This is a genomic window from Microbacterium sp. CIAB417, from assembly GCF_022788845.1.
Map to the genome: position 1 here is coordinate 1153775 of NZ_JAHZUT010000001.1, position 17484 is coordinate 1171258.

Below are 17484 nucleotides of genomic sequence, written 5' to 3' on the forward strand. Positions count from 1 at the left end.
TCACTTCAGCGGCAGACCGCACTGCGCGAGCGCGCGGTCGGTCGCTGCGGGATCGGCGGCCGTCGTCTGCTCGATCTGCAGGCGGGCGAGCAACGCGTCGTGGCGCTCCTGGCGGATCTCGGCGCGCCGGGTGATCCACCCGGTCACCGCGATGGCCCGTCGGAGCGCCCAGCGCTCGAGCGCCGTGGCCCCGCGCGGGATGACGGGAACCTGACTGGCGATCACGGCGCTCATGGACGCGCCTCCTCGCTGTTCGTGCTCCTGGTGTGCGTAGCGAGGGGGAAGATGTCCGCGCGGACACTGACCCGGCGCACCCCGTCGCCGGTCTGACCGCGGTAGGTCGCCGCGGTCTCGTCGATGACCTGCTCGATCCGTCGGATGAGCTCGATGGTCTGCTCGGCCGTGAGGCTCATACCCGATGTCATCGAGGAGCTCGCATCGACCCATTCCTCGGGCTCGAGATCGATGCGCCCGGTGAAGTACTCCATCAGCTCCTCGTGGCGGCGGCGGTGCACCTCGGCGACGGCGACCTGGAGCGCGGCTTCGCCGGCCGGGGATCCCTGCACAGCGCGGGAGTCGTACACGATCCCGCCCGGCGGACGCTCCCACCAGCGCTCCCGTCCCTGATGCTCGCCGGGGACCTCGCGGATGAGGTCGTGCCGCGCGAGGGTGCGCAGGTGGTAGCTCGTCGCTCCGGAGGACTCCCCCAGGATCGCGGCGAGCGTACTGGCGGTCTGCGGGCCCTCATTGGCGAGCACGTCGAAGATCTTCACCCGCAACGGGTGCGCCAGCGCCCGAAGCGCCCCCGCGTCGAGGATGCGGCGCTCCTCGGGACCCGCCTGCCGGGCGGCGTTCTCACGATCGGTCATGATGCAAAGATATCCTTGCAAAGAGCTTTTTGCAAGCTTTTCTTTGCATCAGCTGCGGCCCTGCGCGTCCGGATCAGCGTGCGGGCTGGTGTGCGGCGTAATGCTCGAGGACGTCCTCAGGCAGGCGAGGGATCTCGAACGGCCGGGAACCGGATCGGATCGAGAGCGCCCCGCCGACGCCAGCCGCGACGGCGTCCCGTGCCGCCACAGGGCTCGTCCGCGTCGCACCCCCGTCCCGCACGAAGCGGACGAACTCCGCGACCGTGAGCGGATCGGCGCCGCCGTGACCCCCCTCGCCGCCGTCCTCGATCGGAAAGCGCACGTGCCCGTTCTCGAGATAGTCGCTGCGCGCGCTCCAGAGCCGGATCTCACCGCCCGACTCGTCACCGAAGTTCTCGAGGCGCCCCTCCGTGCCGATCACGGTGTAGTTGCGCCAGTAGTCCGGGGTGAAGTGGCACTGCTGATAGCTCATCAGCACACCGCTGTCCGTGCGCATCAGGATCATCGAGATGTCCTCGACGTCGATCACCGGGTTCAGGTCCTGCTGAGCCGCCGGTGGCCAGTTCGCCATCGAGAACCAGTCCCCCATGCGGCGGTCGGAGTTGTCGCGGCGCGAGTCGACGGCGCCGTACACGGCGAGATCACCCATGCCCACCACGGACCGGGTCGGGGACCCGCCGATCCAGTGCATGACGTCGATGTCGTGAGCGCCTTTCTGCAGCAGAAGGCTCATCGCCCTGTCGCGCTCGGCATGCCAGTCCTTGAAGTAGTAATCGCCGCCGTGTCCGACGAAATGGCGGCACCAGATCGCCTTGACCTCGCCGATCTCGCCCCGGTCGACGATGTCCTTCATCATCTTCACGACCTGCATGTGCCGCATGTTGTGCCCGACGTAGACCTTCGTGCCGGTGCGGAAGCCGGTCTCCAGAATGCGGTCGGCGTCCTCGATCGAGGTGGCCAGCGGCTTCTCGATGTACGTGGCGATCCCTGCCTCGAGCAGCTCGACGGCGACGTCGGCATGCGTGAAGTCCGGAGTGGTGATGAACGTGCCCTCGAGCCGCGTCCCCGAGGCGAGGAGCTCGGTCACGGTGGAGAAGACCGGGATGTCCCCGAACAGGCGAACGACGCGCTCGCGACTGCGCTCGTCCGGGTCGACCGCAGCGACCACCCGGCCTCCGGCGGCCTCGACGTGACGGGCGATGCCGGCACGCGCGCCGACTCCGATCACCGCAACCCGGAAGTCCGGTGTTTCGACAGCGTTCTCGACGGTCATCAGCAGGTCTCCCGGGTCTCCGCCCGCAACGTGCTCGCGAGCGCTTCCAGCGTAGCTGCGGCCCTGACCGGGTTCCCGGCGGTCCGGTATCGGCGGCGTAGGCTCGATCCCATGACCGATGCCGCCGGCCCCCTCATCACGCCGTCCCCACTCCCCTATGCCCTTCCGGATTACGCCGCGATCCGCCCCGAACACTACCTTCCGGCCTTCCGCGCCGCGTTCGCCGAGCATCGGGACGAGATCGCCCGCATCACCGCTGCTCCGGACGAGCCCACGTTCGAGAACACCATGCTGGCGCTCGAGCGGTCGGGAGAGCTGCTCGAGCGCGTCGCGCACGCCTTCTACACCGTGAGCTCGGCGGACGCGACCGAGGAGATCCAGTCCATCGACGAGGAGCTCGCTCCGCTGATCGCCGCGCATGAGGATGCCGTGAACCTGGATGCCGCACTCTACGACCGCATCCGCCGCATCCATGACCGCCGCGACGAGCTGGGTCTCGCGGGTGAGGACCGCTATCTCGTCGAGCGCCGCTTCCGGGAGATGACGCATGCCGGCGCCGCTCTCGATCACGAGGCGAAGGCCCGGCTGACGGAGCTCAACCAGCGCCTGTCGACGCTGACGACGACGTTCGAGAAGAACCTGCTCGCCGACACGAACGAGCTCGCGGTGGCGTTCGAGTCCGCCGCCGAGTTGGACGGCCTGTCCGAGGGCGAGCTGTCCGCGGCATCCCGCGCCGCCGCCGATCGTGGGCAGAGCGGCTACCTCGTGACGCTCCCGTTGTTCACCGGGCACCCGTACCTCTCGTCGCTGACGAACCGCGAGAGCCGCCGCCGGATCATGGAGGCCTCGCGATCACGCGGTGCACGGGGGAACGCGTACGACAACCGCGCCGTGCTCACCGAGATCGCCCGTCTGCGCGCCGAACGCGCGTCGCTGCTCGGGCACCCCTCCCACGCGGCGTACGTCACCTCCGACGAGACCGCGGGGACGCCCGAGGCCGTCTCCGACCTTCTGTACCGTCTCGCGATCCCGGCCGCCGCCAACGCCCGACGCGAGAAGGCCGCGCTGCAGCGGATCATCGACGAGACCGAGCCGCGGCCCTTCGAGCTCGAGGCCCACGACTGGGCGTTCTACACGGAGAAGGTCCGTGCGGCCGAGTACGACATCGACACCGCGGCTCTGCGACCGTGGTTCGAAGCCGAACGCGTCCTGCAGGACGGCGTGTTCTTCGCCGCGACGCGCCTGTACGGCATCACGTTCGCCGAGCGATCGGACCTGGTCGCCTATCACCCGGGTGCTCGTGTCTTCGAGGTGTCCGACGCCGACGGCCGCGCGCTCGGGCTGTACATCCTCGACCTGTACACCCGGGACTCGAAGCGCGGCGGCGCGTGGATGAACCCGATCGTCAGCCAGTCGCGCGTGCGGGGCACGGCTCCCGTCGTGGTGAACAACCTCAACGTCGCACGTCCCGCGGACGGGCAGCCCACTCTCCTCACGCTGGACGAGGTCACGACGCTGTTCCACGAGTTCGGTCACGCCCTGCACGGGCTCTTCGCGACCGTCGCGTACCCGCATTTCGCGGGGACCAACGTGTTCCGGGACTTCGTCGAGTTCCCCAGTCAGGTCAACGAGATGTGGATCCTGTGGAGCGAGGTGCTGAACAACTATGCCCGTCACTTCGAGACCGGCGAGCCTCTGGACGCGGGAATCGTCGAGCGTCTGAGGGCGACCGAGACGTTCGACCAGGGGCACGCGACGAGCGAGTACCTCGCGGCCGCCTGGCTCGATCAGGCCTGGCACCGTCTGTCGCCGGAAGATGCCGTGGACGACGTGGCGGCGTTCGAGGCGGCCGCTCTCGCCGAGATCGGTCTCGACGAGCCGGCCGTGCCGACCCGGTACTCGTCGACGTATTTCGCGCACGTGTTCGCCGGCGGTTACAGTGCGGGCTATTACTCGTACATCTGGAGCGAGGTGCTCGATGCCGACACCGTCGAGTGGTTCCGTGAGAACGGCGGTCTGACGCGCGACAACGGCGACCGGTTCCGCGAGCGCCTGCTGGGCGTCGGCGGGTCGAAGGATCCGTTCGAGGCCTACCGCGACTTCCGCGGCCGGGACGCCGAGATCCAGCCGCTGCTGAAGCGCCGCGGTCTCGAGGGATGAGTCGTGATGGCGACCTCGCCGCGATCCGCGCGGTGTTCGACGCACGCGCTGCGACGTATGACGAGAGCCGAATGCATCGCGACGTCGCCGCTGCCGTCGCGGTGTTCGCAGATCTCGACGGCGTTGCGGATGTGCTGGACGTCGCGACCGGCACTGGGCTCGTTCTGAGGTCGCTGCATTCCCGACGCGGAGGACTCAGACTGGCTGGGGCGGATCTGTCCCCCCGGATGCTCGCCGTCGCGCGAGCCCAACTCCCGACGGCGTCCTGGATCGTGGCGGATGCCAGGAGCCTCCCGGTCGATGACTGTTCGGTGGATCTCATCACGTGCGTCACCGCTCTGCATGTCATCCCCGACACGGCAGGCGCGATCTCGGAGTGGCGGCGTGTGCTGCGCCCCGGCGGTCGCGCCGTCACGGCGACCTTCCTTGATGGAGGACGCCGGCGGCCGGCGCCGGTTCGGCCCTCCTATCCGAGCGATCACGCGCCCTTCGGCTCCGTCGAGCGACTCGAACGCACGGCGGCGGAAGGGGGGCTTTCGCATCTCCCGCTCGCTGACGTGGAGCGATGAGGAGGACGCCCTCCTCATCGCGGAATGGGTGCCCTCGCCGCCTCTCAGTGCCTAGGCTGAGCCCTGTCAGCACGTCCGTCGAGGAGGAGAACCCATGACCGCTTTCCCGGAGGCCCCGTTCGGCGCAGCCGATCGCATCGAGCTGGACCCGATGCCGCTCGCCGTGGTCCGCCACGTGGGCATCCGATTCGACGATCTGCGGGAGGCGTTCGACGCCGGCTATGCCGCGGTCGGCCGTCAGTTCGGCACCGGCGCACTCGTGCCCGCCGGTCCGGCGCTGGCGATCTACCACGGCAACCCGATGGAGGAGTTCGACCTCGAGCTCGGGTTCCCCGTCGCGAGCGCCCCGGCCGATCCGATCGATGCGGACGGAGTGCTGATCACGGCGTCGACGCTTCCCTCCGGGCCGGCCGTCGCGACGACCTACCTGGGTGCGTACGACGGCCTGGGAACGGGCTGGTCCGGGCTCGTCGAACGAGCAGTGTCCGCAGGCCTCATGCCCCGGGGCATCTCGATCGAGGTCTACGTCTCGGACCCGACGGAACGTGCTGAGCGGCTGCGCACCGATCTCATCCTGCCTCTCACCTGATCCTGGACACCGCGGGCGACCGCGTCTCGGCGGCCAGGGTGCGCACACGCTCGGCGATCGCGCTGGGGACCTCGGCGGCCGCGAAATGGCCGCCCCGCTCCAGCCGCTCGAACGAACGCAGATCGCGGTAGAAGGCGCGTGCCAGCACCTCGGGGTAGTCGTGTTCGTGCCGCTGGATCGCGACGACGGCCGGGACCTCGACGGGGGCGATGGCCGCGTCGGCGCCGTGATCGAAGTAGGGGCGGAACGAGGACGCGATCGTCTGGGTCACCCAGTAGATGGTCGCCTCGGTGAGGATGCGATCTCGTGAGATGAGCCGCTCCACGCCGGCCGGGTCATCAGCGGGCGTGTCACTCCATTCGACGAGCTTCTCCACGATCCATGCCAGCAATCCGACCGGCGAATCGTTCAGCGCCGCGGCCAGCGTGTCCGGGCGCGTGGCCTGAACGTGGGCGTAGGCGCCGTCGGGTCCCCCGGACTCCGACAGGCGGCGGAAGAACGCGCTGACCTCGGGATCGTCCCACGACTCGCGCTCGGCGTCGGTGCCGAAGTGCGCGTGCGTCACCAGGATTCCCGCGACGTTCTCCGGGTGTTCGGAGGCGATCAGATCGCTGACGTTCGCCGAGATGTCCTCGCCGTACACGAAGTACCGGTCGTACCCCAGCACTTCCGTCATCAGACCGTGCATCAGATCCGCCATGACATTCTCGGTCATGGTGCCGTCGTACGGCTCCGAGAAGGCGAAACCGGGGAAGCTCGGCACGACGACGTCGAACTCCGGGAGGAGCCGGACGAGGTCGAGCTGCAGCGCGAAGGTGTGCGGCCACCCGTGCATGAGGAGGATCGCGGGCGCGCCGGCGTCCTCGGCGCGGCGGTGCACGTAGTGGACCTGCGTGCCGTCGACCTCAGCGAGGAACTGCGGGAACTCGTTGAGCCAGCGTTCGCGGCCGCGCCAGTCGAACGAGCGCCAGGACTCGACGAGCTCGGCCAGGTAGGCCGCGGTCAGCCCGCTGTCCGGTCGCCTGGGCGAATCCGGCAGCAGGCGAACCCGCTCCAGACGTTCACGCAGGTCGCGAAGGACGTCATCCGGCACGGAGATCTGGAAAGGTCGCATACCGCGACCGTAGCGCGGACCTCCGACGCCGACCGCGGGTTCAGGCGCTCTTGCGCTTGCGCTCCATGATGACGGTCGGGGGCGCGCCCTCTTCGACGGCGGCACGCGTCACGATCACCTTCGCCACGTCCTCGGCAGAGGGGATCTCGAACATGATCGGCCCGAGGACGTCCTCGAGGATCGCACGGAGACCCCGGGCACCGGTCTTGCGCTCGACGGCGAGGTCGGCGACGGATCGCAGCGCGTCCTCCTCGAACTCGAGCTGCACGCCGTCGAGCTCGAACATGCGCTGATACTGCTTGACGAGGGCGTTGCGCGGTCCGGTCAGGATGTCGATCAGGGCGTCCTGGTCGAGCGGGGACACGGACGCGACGACGGGCAGGCGGCCGATGAACTCGGGGATCAGTCCGAACTTGTGCAGATCCTCCGGCAGCACCTCGCTGAACAGGTCGAGGTCTTTGGTCTTGTCGTGCAGAGGAGCGCCGAAGCCGACACCGTGCTTGCCGACCCTCGCGGACACGATGTCCTCGAGTCCCGCGAACGCGCCAGCGACGATGAACAGCACGTTCGTCGTGTCGATCTGCAGGAACTCCTGATGGGGGTGCTTGCGTCCCCCCTGCGGCGGCACCGAGGCGACGGTGCCCTCGAGGATCTTCAGCAGGGCCTGCTGGACGCCCTCACCCGAGACGTCGCGCGTGATCGAGGGGTTCTCGGCCTTGCGGGCGATCTTGTCGATCTCGTCGATGTAGATGATGCCCTGCTCCGCGCGCTTGACATCGTAGTCGGCGGCCTGGATGAGCTTGAGCAGGATGTTCTCGACGTCCTCGCCGACGTAGCCGGCCTCGGTCAGTGCCGTGGCGTCCGCGACCGCGAAGGGCACGTTCAGCCGCTTGGCGAGAGTCTGCGCGAGATACGTCTTGCCGCACCCCGTCGGACCGATCATCAGGATGTTGCTCTTGGCGATCTCGATCTCTTCGGCCTTCTGCTCGGCCGGCTGCAGGGTGCTGCGCGCGCGCACGCGCTTGTAGTGGTTGTAGACGGCGACGGCGAGTGCCTTCTTCGCAGGTTCCTGGCCGACCACGTACTCCTCGAGGAAGGAGAAGATCTCGCGCGGCTTGGGCAGATCGAACTCCGCGACCCCTGAGGCCTCGGACTCCGCCATGCGCTCTTCGATGATCTCGTTGCACAGCTCGACGCACTCGTCGCAGATGTACACGCCGGGGCCGGCGATCAGCTGCTGGACCTGCTTCTGGCTCTTTCCGCAGAACGAGCACTTGAACAGGTCGGCGCTCTCACCGATACGAGCCATGCGCATCCTCCTCAGGATCCTGAGATCTTCCTGACGAGCCTAACCCGTGCATCGGACACCGGGCCGTATTGCGACGGCCCGGTGTCCGGCCCGGGTCTCACACCATGCTCTTGGTGTGCCAGACCGTCTTCGTCTCGGTGAACGCCGCGATCCTCGCCGGAGTGGCGTCCACGGCACCCGGCGGGAGCACCCGCTTGAGCGTGTCGGCCGCGGCGATCTCGAGGTCGACCCACTCCAGCTCGCCGGCTCCGGCGAGGTCGAGCGCGTTGACGTCGGCGTGCGAGGCGAGCCACGGCGCGATCTCGGCCGGGGAGCCGGTGAGGATGTTCACGACGCCACCGGGGACATCGCTCGTGGCGAGCACCTCGGCGAGGCTGATGGCGGACAGCGGGAAGCGCTCGCTGGCGATCACGACGACCGCGTTCCCCGCGACGAGGGCCGGTGCCAGCACCGACACGAGCCCCAGCAGCGCCGACTCCTGCGGCGCGACGATCGCCACCACGCCGGTGGGCTCGGGCACCGAGATGTTGAAGTACGGGCCTGCGACGGGATTGGCGTTCCCCGCGACCTGGGCGTACTTGTCGCACCATCCGGCGTACCAGACCCACAGGTCGATCGCCTCGTCGACCTGCGCGCCGGCGACGGCGGTCGAGACGCCCTCCTGGGCGACGATCTCGTCGATGAACTGCGCGCGGCGGCCCTCCAGCACCTCAGCGACGCGGTACAGGACCTGGCCGCGGTTGTACGCGGTCGCACCCGACCATCCCTTCGCCGCCGCCCGTGCGGCGACGACGGCATCCCGTGCATCCTTGCGCGACGCCTTCGCCGCGTTCGCGAGGAAAGCACCCTTGGCGGAGACGACTTCGTAGGTGCGACCGGACTCGCTGCGGGGGAAGGCTCCGCCGATCGCGAGCTTGTAGGTCTTGGGGACGGACAGTCGCTTGGTCATGCCGAGGCTCCCTTCAGGTATGCGGCCAGACCGTGCCGGCCGCCCTCTCTGCCGTATCCGGACTCCTTGTACCCGCCGAACGGACTCGACGGGTCGAACCGGTTGAAGGTGTTCGCCCAGACGACTCCCGCTCGCAGCCGATCGGCCACGGCGAGGATGCGCGAGCCCTTGTCGGTCCAGATGCCGGCGGACAGCCCGTACGGCGTGTTGTTGGCCTTCGCGATCGCCTCGGCGGGGGTCCGGAAGGTCAGCACCGACAGCACCGGGCCGAACACCTCATCGCGCGCGATGCGGTGAGAGGCCTCCACCCCGGTGAAGATCGTCGGCGCGAACCAGAAGCCCTTCTCGGGGATCGCGCAGTCCGCGGTCCAGCGCCCGGCGCCCTCGGCCTCGCCGATGTCGCTGAGCTCACGGATCCGCTGCAGCTGTGCGGCGGAGTTGATCGCGCCGATGTCGGTGTTCTTGTCCAGCGGGTCGCCGAGCCTCAGGGTCGACAGACGCGTCTTCAGCCGGTCCAGCACCTCGTCGTGGATCGATTCCTGCACGAGCAGGCGGCTGCCGGCGCAGCACACATGCCCCTGGTTGAAGAAGATGCCGTTGACGATGCCCTCGACGGCCTGGTCGATCGGAGCATCGTCGAACACGATGTTCGCGGCCTTGCCGCCGAGTTCGAGCGTGACCTTCTTGCCGGTCCCCGCCACGGCCTTCGCGATGTCCCGCCCGACAACGGTGGAACCGGTGAAGGCGACCTTGTCGACGTCCGGATGCCGGACGAGTCGAGCGCCCGTCGCGCCCGCGCCGTTGAGGATGTTGACGACGCCGGCGGGAAGATCCGCCTGCTGCAGGATCTCGGCGAAGATCAGCGCCGTCAGCGGCGTGGTCTCGGCCGGCTTGAGCACCACGGTGTTGCCGGCCGCGAGAGCCGGAGCGATCTTCCACGCGAGCATGAGGAGAGGGAAGTTCCACGGGATCACCTGACCCGCGACGCCGAGTGCCCGCGGGGTCGCGCCGAGTCCGGCGTAGTCGAGCTTGTCGGCCCAGCCGGCGTAGTAGAAGAACCACGCGGCGACCAGGGGCACGTCGACGTCGCGGCTCTCCTTGATGGGCTTGCCGTTGTCGAGGCTCTCGGCCACGGCGAGCTCGCGGGCCCGCTCCTGCACCAGGCGCGCGATGCGGAAGAGGTACTTGCCGCGGTCGCGTCCGCTCATCTTCGACCAGGTCTTCTCATAGGCGCGGCGAGCCGCGGCGACGGCGCGGTCGACGTCCTCGTCGCCGGCGGCGGCGATCTCGGCGATCCGCGACTCGTCGGCCGGAGAGATGGTCGTGAAGCTGTCGCCGCCGCCGTCGACGAACTCGCCGTCGATGAACAGTCCGTAGCTCTGCTTGAGCTTCAGGATCGCCGTGGACTCCGGCGCCGGTGCGTATTCCAGAAATGACATGTTCGTGTCCCTGTCAGTCGATCGTGACGTAGTCGGGGCCGGAGTAGTGGCCGGTGGCGAGCTTCTGCCGCTGCAGGAGCACGTCGTTCAGCAGGCTCGAGGCGCCGAACCGGAACAGGTGCGGTTGCAGCCATTCCTCGCCGGCCGTCTCGGCGACCGTGACGAGGTACTTCACGGCATCCTTCGAGGAACGGATGCCGCCGGCGGGCTTCACCCCGATCCTCTCGCCCGTCGCGCGGTACCAGTCGCGCACGGTCTCGAGCATGAGCAGCGTGGTCGGCAGGGTCGCCGCCGGCTGCACCTTGCCCGTCGAGGTCTTGATGAAGTCGCCTCCGGCGAGGATGCCGAGCCACGATGCCCGCTTGATGTTGTCGTAGGTGTTGAGCTCCCCGGTCTCCAGGATCACCTTCAGCGAGGCGTAGGTGCCGTCCTCCCGGCGGCACGCCTCCTTGACCCGCGCGATCTGCTCGAAGACGAGACCGTAGCGCCCGGACAGGAACGCGCCCCGATCGATCACCATGTCGATCTCGTCCGCACCGGCGGCCACCGCCTCCGCCGTGTCGGCGAGCTTGATGTCCAGCGAGGCGCGGCCGCTGGGGAACGCGGTGGCCACGGCCGCCACGGAGATCTTCCCGTCGTCGGGATCCCCGTGCAGGCTCCCGAGCGCGTCCACCGCGTACGGCACCATGTCGCCGTACACGCACACGGCCGCGACGAGCGGAGTCTTCGGGTCGGCGGCGTCCGGGGTCTTCGCCTTCGCGACCAGGGATCGCACCTTTCCCGGGGTGTCCGCCCCCTCGAGCGTGGTCAGGTCGATGAGCGAGATGATCCGGTCGAGCGCCCAGGCCTTGGAGCTCGTCTTGATCGAGCGCGTGCCCAGGCCCGCTGCCCGCTGCTCGAGCCCCACGGCGTCGACGCCGGGGAGGCCGTGCAGGAAGCGCCGCAGCGTCGCGTCATCGGGTTCACCGCCCAGCACGTCCACCGCAGTCCTGCGGGCGAGTTCCTTCGTGGTCACTGTTCCTCCAACAATGCTCTGGCTGTGGTCTCATCGGTCACCAGGATCCGGCACAGGCCGCTGGTCACGACTGTACGCGCGATGTCGTGCTTGGCGGCACCGGAGGTGACGAAGATCGTGCTGCGTGCGGCGCGGAGACGGTCCAGGCCGACGCCGACCGTGCGGGCGTCGAGCTCGGGGTCGACGATGTTGCCGTCCGCGTCGACGTATCGCCCGAGCACGTCGCCCACGGCGCCGCGACGGGCGAGCTCGGCGACGTCCTCCTCGTCGAGGTAGCCGTTCTCCACGTGAGCGGAGGTCCGATCGCACGGACCTGCGCTGAACAGGAACGCGTTCGCGGCCTCCGCCTGAGCGAGCACGCCGGCGACGGTGCGGTCCGCCTCGATCGCCTGTTTGGTCTCGATGCGCTCCAGGATGGCGGGACTCGGCAGGAGCGCGACCTGACCGGACGCGCGCTGGGCGATCGTGGCCGCGAGCTGCGCCGCCCCGCCCGAGCGCCGGTTCAGGCTCACCCCGCCGTTGAGCTGGACGACCGTGACGCCGTGCGCCCATCCGTCGGCGAGGGCCTCTGCGACGGCGGTCAGCGTGCGGCCCCAGCTGACGCCGAGCACGCGGGGCACGGGGCGGAGGGCGGCGAGATGGTCCGCTGCTCCCTGCGCGACCCGCTCCAGCGTCATGGCGTCGTCGTCCGCAGCGGGCACGATAACGGCGTCCGCGAGGCCGAACGTCTCGGTGACAGCGCGCTCGAGTCCGAGACGGCGCGCCCGGGGATGCACGATCTCGATGCGGACGATGCCGCGCTCGCGAGCCTGCGCCAGGAGCCGACCGACCTTCCAGCGCGAGATCTTGAGGAGCGCGCCGATCTCGTCCTGCGTCCTGCTCTCGTCGTAGTAGAGCTCGGCGACGCGCACGGTGAGCAGATCGTCGTCCACGGCATCCTCCCTTCTCCTCCAGGGTAACGCCGGACCGACGCATGCGCGGGGTCTTGCTCATATGAGCAGCATCGCACCGGGCGCGCCCACATCCGCGGGCGAGCGGGACTCCCGGGCATGCGAAAGGGCGGCCCGGCAGAATGCCGGACCGCCCTTCGAACGCGTCGTGAAGGTCAGCCGCGCTTGCGCGTGGTGAGGACCTGATCGACGATGCCGTACTCCAGCGCCTCGCTCGCGGACAGGATCTTGTCGCGATCGATGTCGCGGTTGATCTGCTCCGCCGGCTTGCCGGTGTGCTTCGCCATGGTCTCCTCGAGCCAGGTCCGCATGCGGAGGATCTCCGCCGCCTGGATCTCGATGTCGGAGGCCTGACCGTGACCCGCCTCCCCCATCGCGGGCTGGTGCATGAGCACGCGCGCGTTGGGAAGCGCCAGCCGCTTGCCGGGTGCTCCGGCCGCCAGCAGCACGGAGGCGGCGGATGCCGCCTGCCCGAGCACGACGGTCTGGATCTGCGGTGCGACGTACTGCATCGTGTCGTAGATCGCCGTCATCGCGGTGAACGATCCGCCGGGCGAGTTGATGTACATCGTGATGTCGCGCTCGGCGTCCTGGCTCTCGAGCACGAGCAGCTGCGCCATGACGTCATCGGCCGATGCGTCGTCGACCTGCACTCCGAGGAAGATCACGCGGTCCTCGAACAGCTTGTTGTAGGGGTCCTGGCGCTTGAAGCCGTAGGCCGTGCGCTCCTCGAACTGCGGGAGCACGTAGCGGCTGGACGGCAGGTCGCCTGCGGAGCGGAAGGTGGGGGTGTACATGGGATTCCTTTCGCGTCCGCTTACTTGCTGCTCTGGTCGGTGCCGCCGCCGCCGTGGACGTCGCTGGCGTGCTCGCGGATGTGGTCGACGAAGCCGTATTCCAGCGCCTCATCGGCCGTGAACCAGCGGTCCCGGTCTCCGTCGGCGTTGATCTGCTCGACGGACTTGCCCGTCTGCGCCGCAGTGATCTCGGCGAGGCGCTTCTTCATCGAGAGGATCAGCTGCGCCTGCGTCTGGATGTCGCTCGCGGTGCCGCCGAACCCGCCGTGCGGCTGGTGCAGCAGCACACGGGCGTTCGGCGTGATGTAGCGCTTGCCCTTGGTGCCGCTGGTCAGCAGCAGCTGGCCCATGGACGCGGCCATTCCGATGCCGACCGTGACGATGTCGTTGGGAACGAACTGCATGGTGTCGTAGATGGCCATGCCCGCCGTGATGGAGCCGCCGGGCGAGTTGATGTAGAGGTAGATGTCCTTCTCGGGATCCTCGGCGGCGAGAAGAAGGATCTTCGCGCAGATCTCGTTGGCGTTCTCGTCGCGCACCTCTGATCCGAGCCAGATGATGCGGTCCTTCAGCAGCCTGTCGAAGACGCTCGTCGCGACAAGGGGTTCTGCAGCCATTTCAGCTCCTGTTTCCGTGTTCGGTGATTCGAATCTACCGGCGACAACGCGGCGCTCAGGTCGTGTTCGCCGTCGGCATATCGGGTGTCGTCCCGGCGATCTGCCTCGCGTACACCGTCATCGAACGGTGGTAGCGCGGCAGGTGCGGCACGAGTGCCAGCAGCGCCACCGAGAGACCACGCGCCGGCTGACCGGCGCTGGCCAGCGTGAGGGCGTGAACAGCCGCGACGGCGTCGCGGTACGGCGAGTCGGGATGCGCGTCGGTCTCGGCCGAGACCAGTGCCAGCGCCTCGTCGTACGCGCCGACATTGCGCAGCGAGCTCGCGAGCTGGACCACCGCCTGCGGCCGGTGCTCCTCGTCCAGGCCGAGTTCCAGCGCGCGGCGGTACAGGGCGATGGCCTCCGCCTCGCGTCCGGCCGAGTCGCGCGCACCCGCGCGTTCGAAGGCGGCGCGGGCGTCGTCGGCGCCGCGCTCGGCGGCGAGGGCGTCGATCCGGGCGATGATCTCGTCATCGACGGGCTCCCCCGCTGCGGCCGCCCAGATCTCGTCGACCCGCTCATCCCACGTCTTCATGTCTTCCTTCCGATATGCGAGAAGGCGGATGCCGAAGCATCCGCCTTCTCGTCAGGATCGCGCAGCGATCACTCGGCCTTGTCGGCCGCCTTCTTGGCCGGAGCCTTCTTCGTCGCCGGCTTCTTGGCCGCGGGCTTCTCAGCGGGAGCCTCGGCGTCGTCGGCCTTCTTCTTCGCGGGAGCCTTCTTGGCCGCCGGCTTCTTGGTCGGAGCCTTCTCGGCAGGCTTCTCGTCCTCCTGCACCTCGGCGGAGTCATCCGCCGACTCGTCCTCGTCCTCGACGGCGATGAAGTCGCTGAGGTCGACGGCCTTGCCGTTGGTGTCGACGACGGTCACCTTTCCGAGAGCGATCGCGAGAGCCTTGTTGCGGGCGACCTCGCCGACCAGCGCGGGGAGCTGGTTCGAGGACTGCAGCGCCTCGACGAACTCCTGCGGTGCCATGCCGTACTGCGCGGCCGACTGGATGAGGTACTGCGACAGCTCCTCCTGCGAGACCTGGACGTCGGCCTGCTCGGCGATCGTGTCCAGGAGCACCTGGGTGCGGAACTGCTTCTCGCTCGCCTCGGTGACCTCGGCGCGGTGCTCGTCGTCCTCGAGACGGTTCTCGGACTCGAGGTGGTTGTGCACCTCGTCCTCGATCAGCTGCGGCGGGACCGGGATCTCGATCTTCTCGAGCAGCGTCTCGACGAGCTGGTCGCGCGCGGCGGAGCCCTGCGTGAACACGCCCTGCTGGTTGACGCGCTCGGCGACGCTCTCGCGCAGCTCGGCGATGGTGTCGAACTCACTCGCGATCTGGGCGAAGTCGTCGTCGGCCTCGGGAAGCTCGCGCTCCTTGACGGCCTTGACGGTGACGGAGACCTCGGCCTCGCTGCCGGCGTGGTCGCCGCCGACGAGCTTGGAGCGGAACGTGGTGTCCTCACCGGCGGTGAGCGACTCGATCGCGTCGTCGATGCCCTCGAGCAGCTCGCCGGAGCCGACCTCGTAGGACACGCCTTCGGCGCGGTCGATCTCGGCGCCGTCGATCGTGGCGACGAGGTCGAGCTCGACGAAGTCGCCCTTGGCCGCGGGGCGGTCGACGGGGATCAGCGTGCCGAAGCGGCCGCGCAGGCGGTCGAGCTCGGCGTCGACGGCTGCCTCATCGGTCTCCACGGCGTCGACGGTCAGGGTGATGCCGTCGAACGAGGGCACCTCGATCTCGGGGCGGACATCGACCTCGATGTCGACAAGCAGATCGCCCGAGAAGTCCTTCTCGCTCGGCCACTCGATGATCTCGGCGGACGGACGGCCCACGATGCGGATCTTGTGCTCGTTGGCGGCGGCGCGGAAGAACCCGTCCAGGCCCTCGTTCACGGCGTGCTCGATGACCGCGCCGCGGCCGATGCGCTGGTCGATGATCGGCGCGGGAACCTTGCCCTTGCGGAAGCCGGGGATCTGCACGTCCTGCGCGATGTGCTCGTACGCGTGCGCGATGCTGGGCTTGAGGTCCTCGGGGGTGACCGTGATGCTGAGCTTGACCCGGGTCGGGGTCAGCTTCTCGACGGTGCTGTTCGCCATGCTGGTGTGTTCTCCTTGTGGTTCCCGCGCGGGAGCGCGGCGTGAAGCGTGTGGACGGAGTCGGGGCGACAGGATTTGAACCTGCGACCTCCCGCTCCCAAAGCGGGCGCTCTACCAAGCTGAGCTACGCCCCGGGGAATCCGCGCGCAGATTCAGCCCTAGGAAGTCTAACGGACGAGAGCAGTCCCGTCTGTCCGCTATGCTGGACCGGTCGGTGCTCAGGCTCCGGCCGGTCTCCCGGGCTTCCGGGGTCCGGGGGTGTAGCTCAATGGTAGAGTTCCAGTCTTCCAAACTGGCTGTGCGGGTTCGATTCCCGTCACCCCCTCCACTCTTCCGCTCGTCGTAAGGGGGCGTCGTGCACGAACGGCCCTCCGACGGCGGACACGACTTCCCGCCGCTGCTGGCCGGCTCCTCGGATGGCCCCGAGCCGCCGCGCGCTCGGCGGGGGCGGCAACGTCGGCGACGTCGGCGACGCGTCATCGGTGGCGTGCTCATCGGGCTCGTCCTCGTCGGAGCGGGTGCCGGCGTCCAGGTGGCGGCCCACCTCGGCTACGACGTGGCGCTCGTCGCGTTCCAGGATGCCGCGACGGTCGTCGAGAACGATCAGACCGACCTCGCGACCGATGCCGAACAGCTCCGGATGGAAGCGGACGCCGCAGGCGACATCGCCGCGGCCGACAGCGGAACCCTCATGCCCGCCGAAGCGCGCGGGTCGCTCGACGCGGCGATCGCGGCCGCGACCCCGGCGCTCGAGGATGCGGATGCCGCGGCCACCGCGGCGATCCCCACGGTGGACTCCAAGCCCATGTGGGCCTGGGACCTGTTCGCAGAGAAGGGACTGCTGGAGGAGGAGACGGCCGCGCTCGAGGGGCGGCAGGACGACATCGCCGAACAGCGCGATGCCCTGTCGGAGACCGGCGCGACCGTCGAGGAATCCGCCGTCGCGGCCGTCCAGGCCGCCGCGGCTGCGGCTGCCGATCTCGAAGCCGCGCACGTCAACGCACGCAACCCGGAGATCGTGGCGCTGCGCGCTTCGGCGGCCGATGTCACCGTCGCGGTCACCACACTCGACGCGGACGCGGTGTCCCGGTACGCCCAGTTGGAGTCGGCGGCGGCCGCCCTTCTCGAGAGCGAACAGGCCGAGCTCGCCGAGAAGGCCGGGCCGCTGCATGATGCGCGCGTCGAGATCGAGGCCTTCGCGCGGTCCCTCGCGCCCGACGTGCTCCTCGACTTCGACTGGTCACCCACCGTCCCCGGATACGACGGACCCTCCAACGGGGGCTGGACGACCTGGTGGTACGGCGACCCCGGGTATGCGACCATCGCGCTGTCGGACTACATCGCCGAGTCCTGGCCCGCTTCATGGGCCAAGGCGCTCGTCGCGCACGAGGTCGGCCACGCGATCAGCGTCAAGTGCGAGGCGATGTACGACTCGTCGAACCAGGACACGATCGAGGAATGGGCGACGGCCTGGGCGATCGGCATGGGCTTCACCGACCCGGCCAACGGCACCGACGTCTACGGCGCCCCATCGAGCGCGATGATCGACGCCGCAGCGGCCTGCCGCTGAACCCGGTCACCGCCCCTTGCGCGCCCGCTCGGCACCATTCGACATGCTTCGGCCGCTCGATATATCGGTATACACCGACGCGGAAGCGCACTACGCTTGCGCGCAACGGCCGGATGTCCCCCATGCGTCCGGCGAGA

17 protein-coding genes and 2 tRNA genes are annotated in these 17484 nt (G+C 69.0%); 5 read left to right on the forward strand and 14 right to left on the reverse strand.

What is annotated here, in order from left to right; genetic code table 11:
* The 3 genes from KYX17_RS05695 to KYX17_RS05705 all read right to left on the reverse strand — a co-directional run bounded on the left by KYX17_RS05695 (nt 1) and on the right by KYX17_RS05705 (nt 2142).
* A complete protein-coding gene (locus KYX17_RS05695) occupies nt 1-234 on the reverse strand; it encodes a hypothetical protein (RefSeq protein ID WP_243225918.1) in 234 nt (77 codons plus the stop codon).
* Nucleotides 231-869, reverse strand: a complete 639-nt coding sequence (locus tag KYX17_RS05700) for a transcriptional regulator (protein ID WP_243225919.1) — start codon at nt 867-869, stop codon at nt 231-233. Before KYX17_RS05700 ends, KYX17_RS05695 begins: the two co-directional genes overlap by 4 nt.
* 73 nt (nt 870-942) lie before the next feature.
* Entirely contained in the window at nt 943-2142 is a 1200-nt protein-coding gene (locus tag KYX17_RS05705) for a Gfo/Idh/MocA family protein (RefSeq protein WP_243225920.1), read from the reverse strand.
* A gap of 111 nt (nt 2143-2253) precedes the next feature.
* Between KYX17_RS05705 and KYX17_RS05710 the strand changes: the two genes are divergently transcribed.
* The 3 genes from KYX17_RS05710 (at nt 2254) to KYX17_RS05720 (ending at nt 5460) form a co-directional block, all read left to right on the forward strand.
* Nucleotides 2254-4302 (forward strand): M3 family metallopeptidase, encoded by a 2049-nt coding sequence (locus tag KYX17_RS05710; protein WP_243225921.1) that lies wholly within the window; start codon nt 2254-2256, stop codon nt 4300-4302.
* 71 nt (nt 4303-4373) lie between these two features.
* The gene (locus KYX17_RS05715) at nt 4374-4871 is read left to right on the forward strand and encodes a class I SAM-dependent methyltransferase (protein WP_243225923.1); all 498 of its coding nucleotides are present in this window, start codon (nt 4374-4376) and stop codon (nt 4869-4871) included.
* A gap of 94 nt (nt 4872-4965) precedes the next feature.
* Entirely contained in the window at nt 4966-5460 is a 495-nt protein-coding gene (locus KYX17_RS05720; RefSeq protein WP_243225924.1) for a GyrI-like domain-containing protein, read from the forward strand.
* Here KYX17_RS05720 and KYX17_RS05725 read toward each other — a convergent pair.
* From KYX17_RS05725 to KYX17_RS05775, 11 genes are all read right to left on the reverse strand, one after another.
* A complete protein-coding gene (locus tag KYX17_RS05725; RefSeq protein WP_243225925.1) occupies nt 5453-6574 on the reverse strand; it encodes an epoxide hydrolase family protein in 1122 nt (373 codons plus the stop codon). The two genes, KYX17_RS05720 and KYX17_RS05725, sit on opposite strands and share 8 nt — an antisense overlap.
* A 40-nt stretch (nt 6575-6614) precedes the next feature.
* A complete protein-coding gene (gene clpX, locus KYX17_RS05730; RefSeq protein ID WP_243225926.1) occupies nt 6615-7883 on the reverse strand; it encodes an ATP-dependent Clp protease ATP-binding subunit ClpX in 1269 nt (422 codons plus the stop codon).
* A gap of 97 nt (nt 7884-7980) precedes the next feature.
* On the reverse strand, nt 7981-8832 hold the full coding sequence (locus KYX17_RS05735) for an aldehyde dehydrogenase family protein (protein WP_243225927.1): 852 nt from the start codon (nt 8830-8832) through the stop codon (nt 7981-7983).
* Nucleotides 8829-10271, reverse strand: a complete 1443-nt coding sequence (locus KYX17_RS05740) for an aldehyde dehydrogenase family protein (RefSeq protein ID WP_243225928.1) — start codon at nt 10269-10271, stop codon at nt 8829-8831. The genes KYX17_RS05735 and KYX17_RS05740 overlap by 4 nt, the downstream gene beginning before the upstream one ends.
* Before the next feature lie 13 nt (nt 10272-10284).
* Nucleotides 10285-11286: a deoxyribose-phosphate aldolase gene (gene deoC, locus KYX17_RS05745; RefSeq protein WP_243225929.1), complete on the reverse strand. Its 1002-nt coding sequence runs from the start codon at nt 11284-11286 to the stop codon at nt 10285-10287.
* On the reverse strand, nt 11283-12218 hold the full coding sequence (locus KYX17_RS05750; protein WP_243225930.1) for a sugar-binding transcriptional regulator: 936 nt from the start codon (nt 12216-12218) through the stop codon (nt 11283-11285). The genes deoC and KYX17_RS05750 overlap by 4 nt, the downstream gene beginning before the upstream one ends.
* 173 nt (nt 12219-12391) lie before the next feature.
* Nucleotides 12392-13033, reverse strand: a complete 642-nt coding sequence (locus KYX17_RS05755) for an ATP-dependent Clp protease proteolytic subunit (protein WP_243225931.1) — start codon at nt 13031-13033, stop codon at nt 12392-12394.
* Nucleotides 13034-13053: 20 nt separating this feature from the next.
* The gene (locus tag KYX17_RS05760; RefSeq protein WP_243225932.1) at nt 13054-13650 is read right to left on the reverse strand and encodes an ATP-dependent Clp protease proteolytic subunit; all 597 of its coding nucleotides are present in this window, start codon (nt 13648-13650) and stop codon (nt 13054-13056) included.
* Nucleotides 13651-13705: 55 nt separating this feature from the next.
* Nucleotides 13706-14224, reverse strand: coding sequence for a tetratricopeptide repeat protein (locus KYX17_RS05765; RefSeq protein ID WP_243225933.1), 519 nt, complete (start codon nt 14222-14224; stop codon nt 13706-13708).
* A gap of 68 nt (nt 14225-14292) precedes the next feature.
* Entirely contained in the window at nt 14293-15777 is a 1485-nt protein-coding gene (tig, locus tag KYX17_RS05770; RefSeq protein ID WP_243225935.1) for a trigger factor, read from the reverse strand.
* Between the two features lie 60 nt (nt 15778-15837).
* Nucleotides 15838-15911, reverse strand: a tRNA-Pro gene (locus tag KYX17_RS05775).
* A gap of 120 nt (nt 15912-16031) precedes the next feature.
* Between KYX17_RS05775 and KYX17_RS05780 the strand changes: the two genes are divergently transcribed.
* Nucleotides 16032-16105, forward strand: a tRNA-Gly gene (locus KYX17_RS05780).
* A 27-nt stretch (nt 16106-16132) separates the two neighbouring features.
* Nucleotides 16133-17347: a hypothetical protein gene (locus tag KYX17_RS05785; RefSeq protein WP_243225937.1), complete on the forward strand. Its 1215-nt coding sequence runs from the start codon at nt 16133-16135 to the stop codon at nt 17345-17347.
* Nucleotides 17348-17484: the final 137 nt, after the last annotated feature.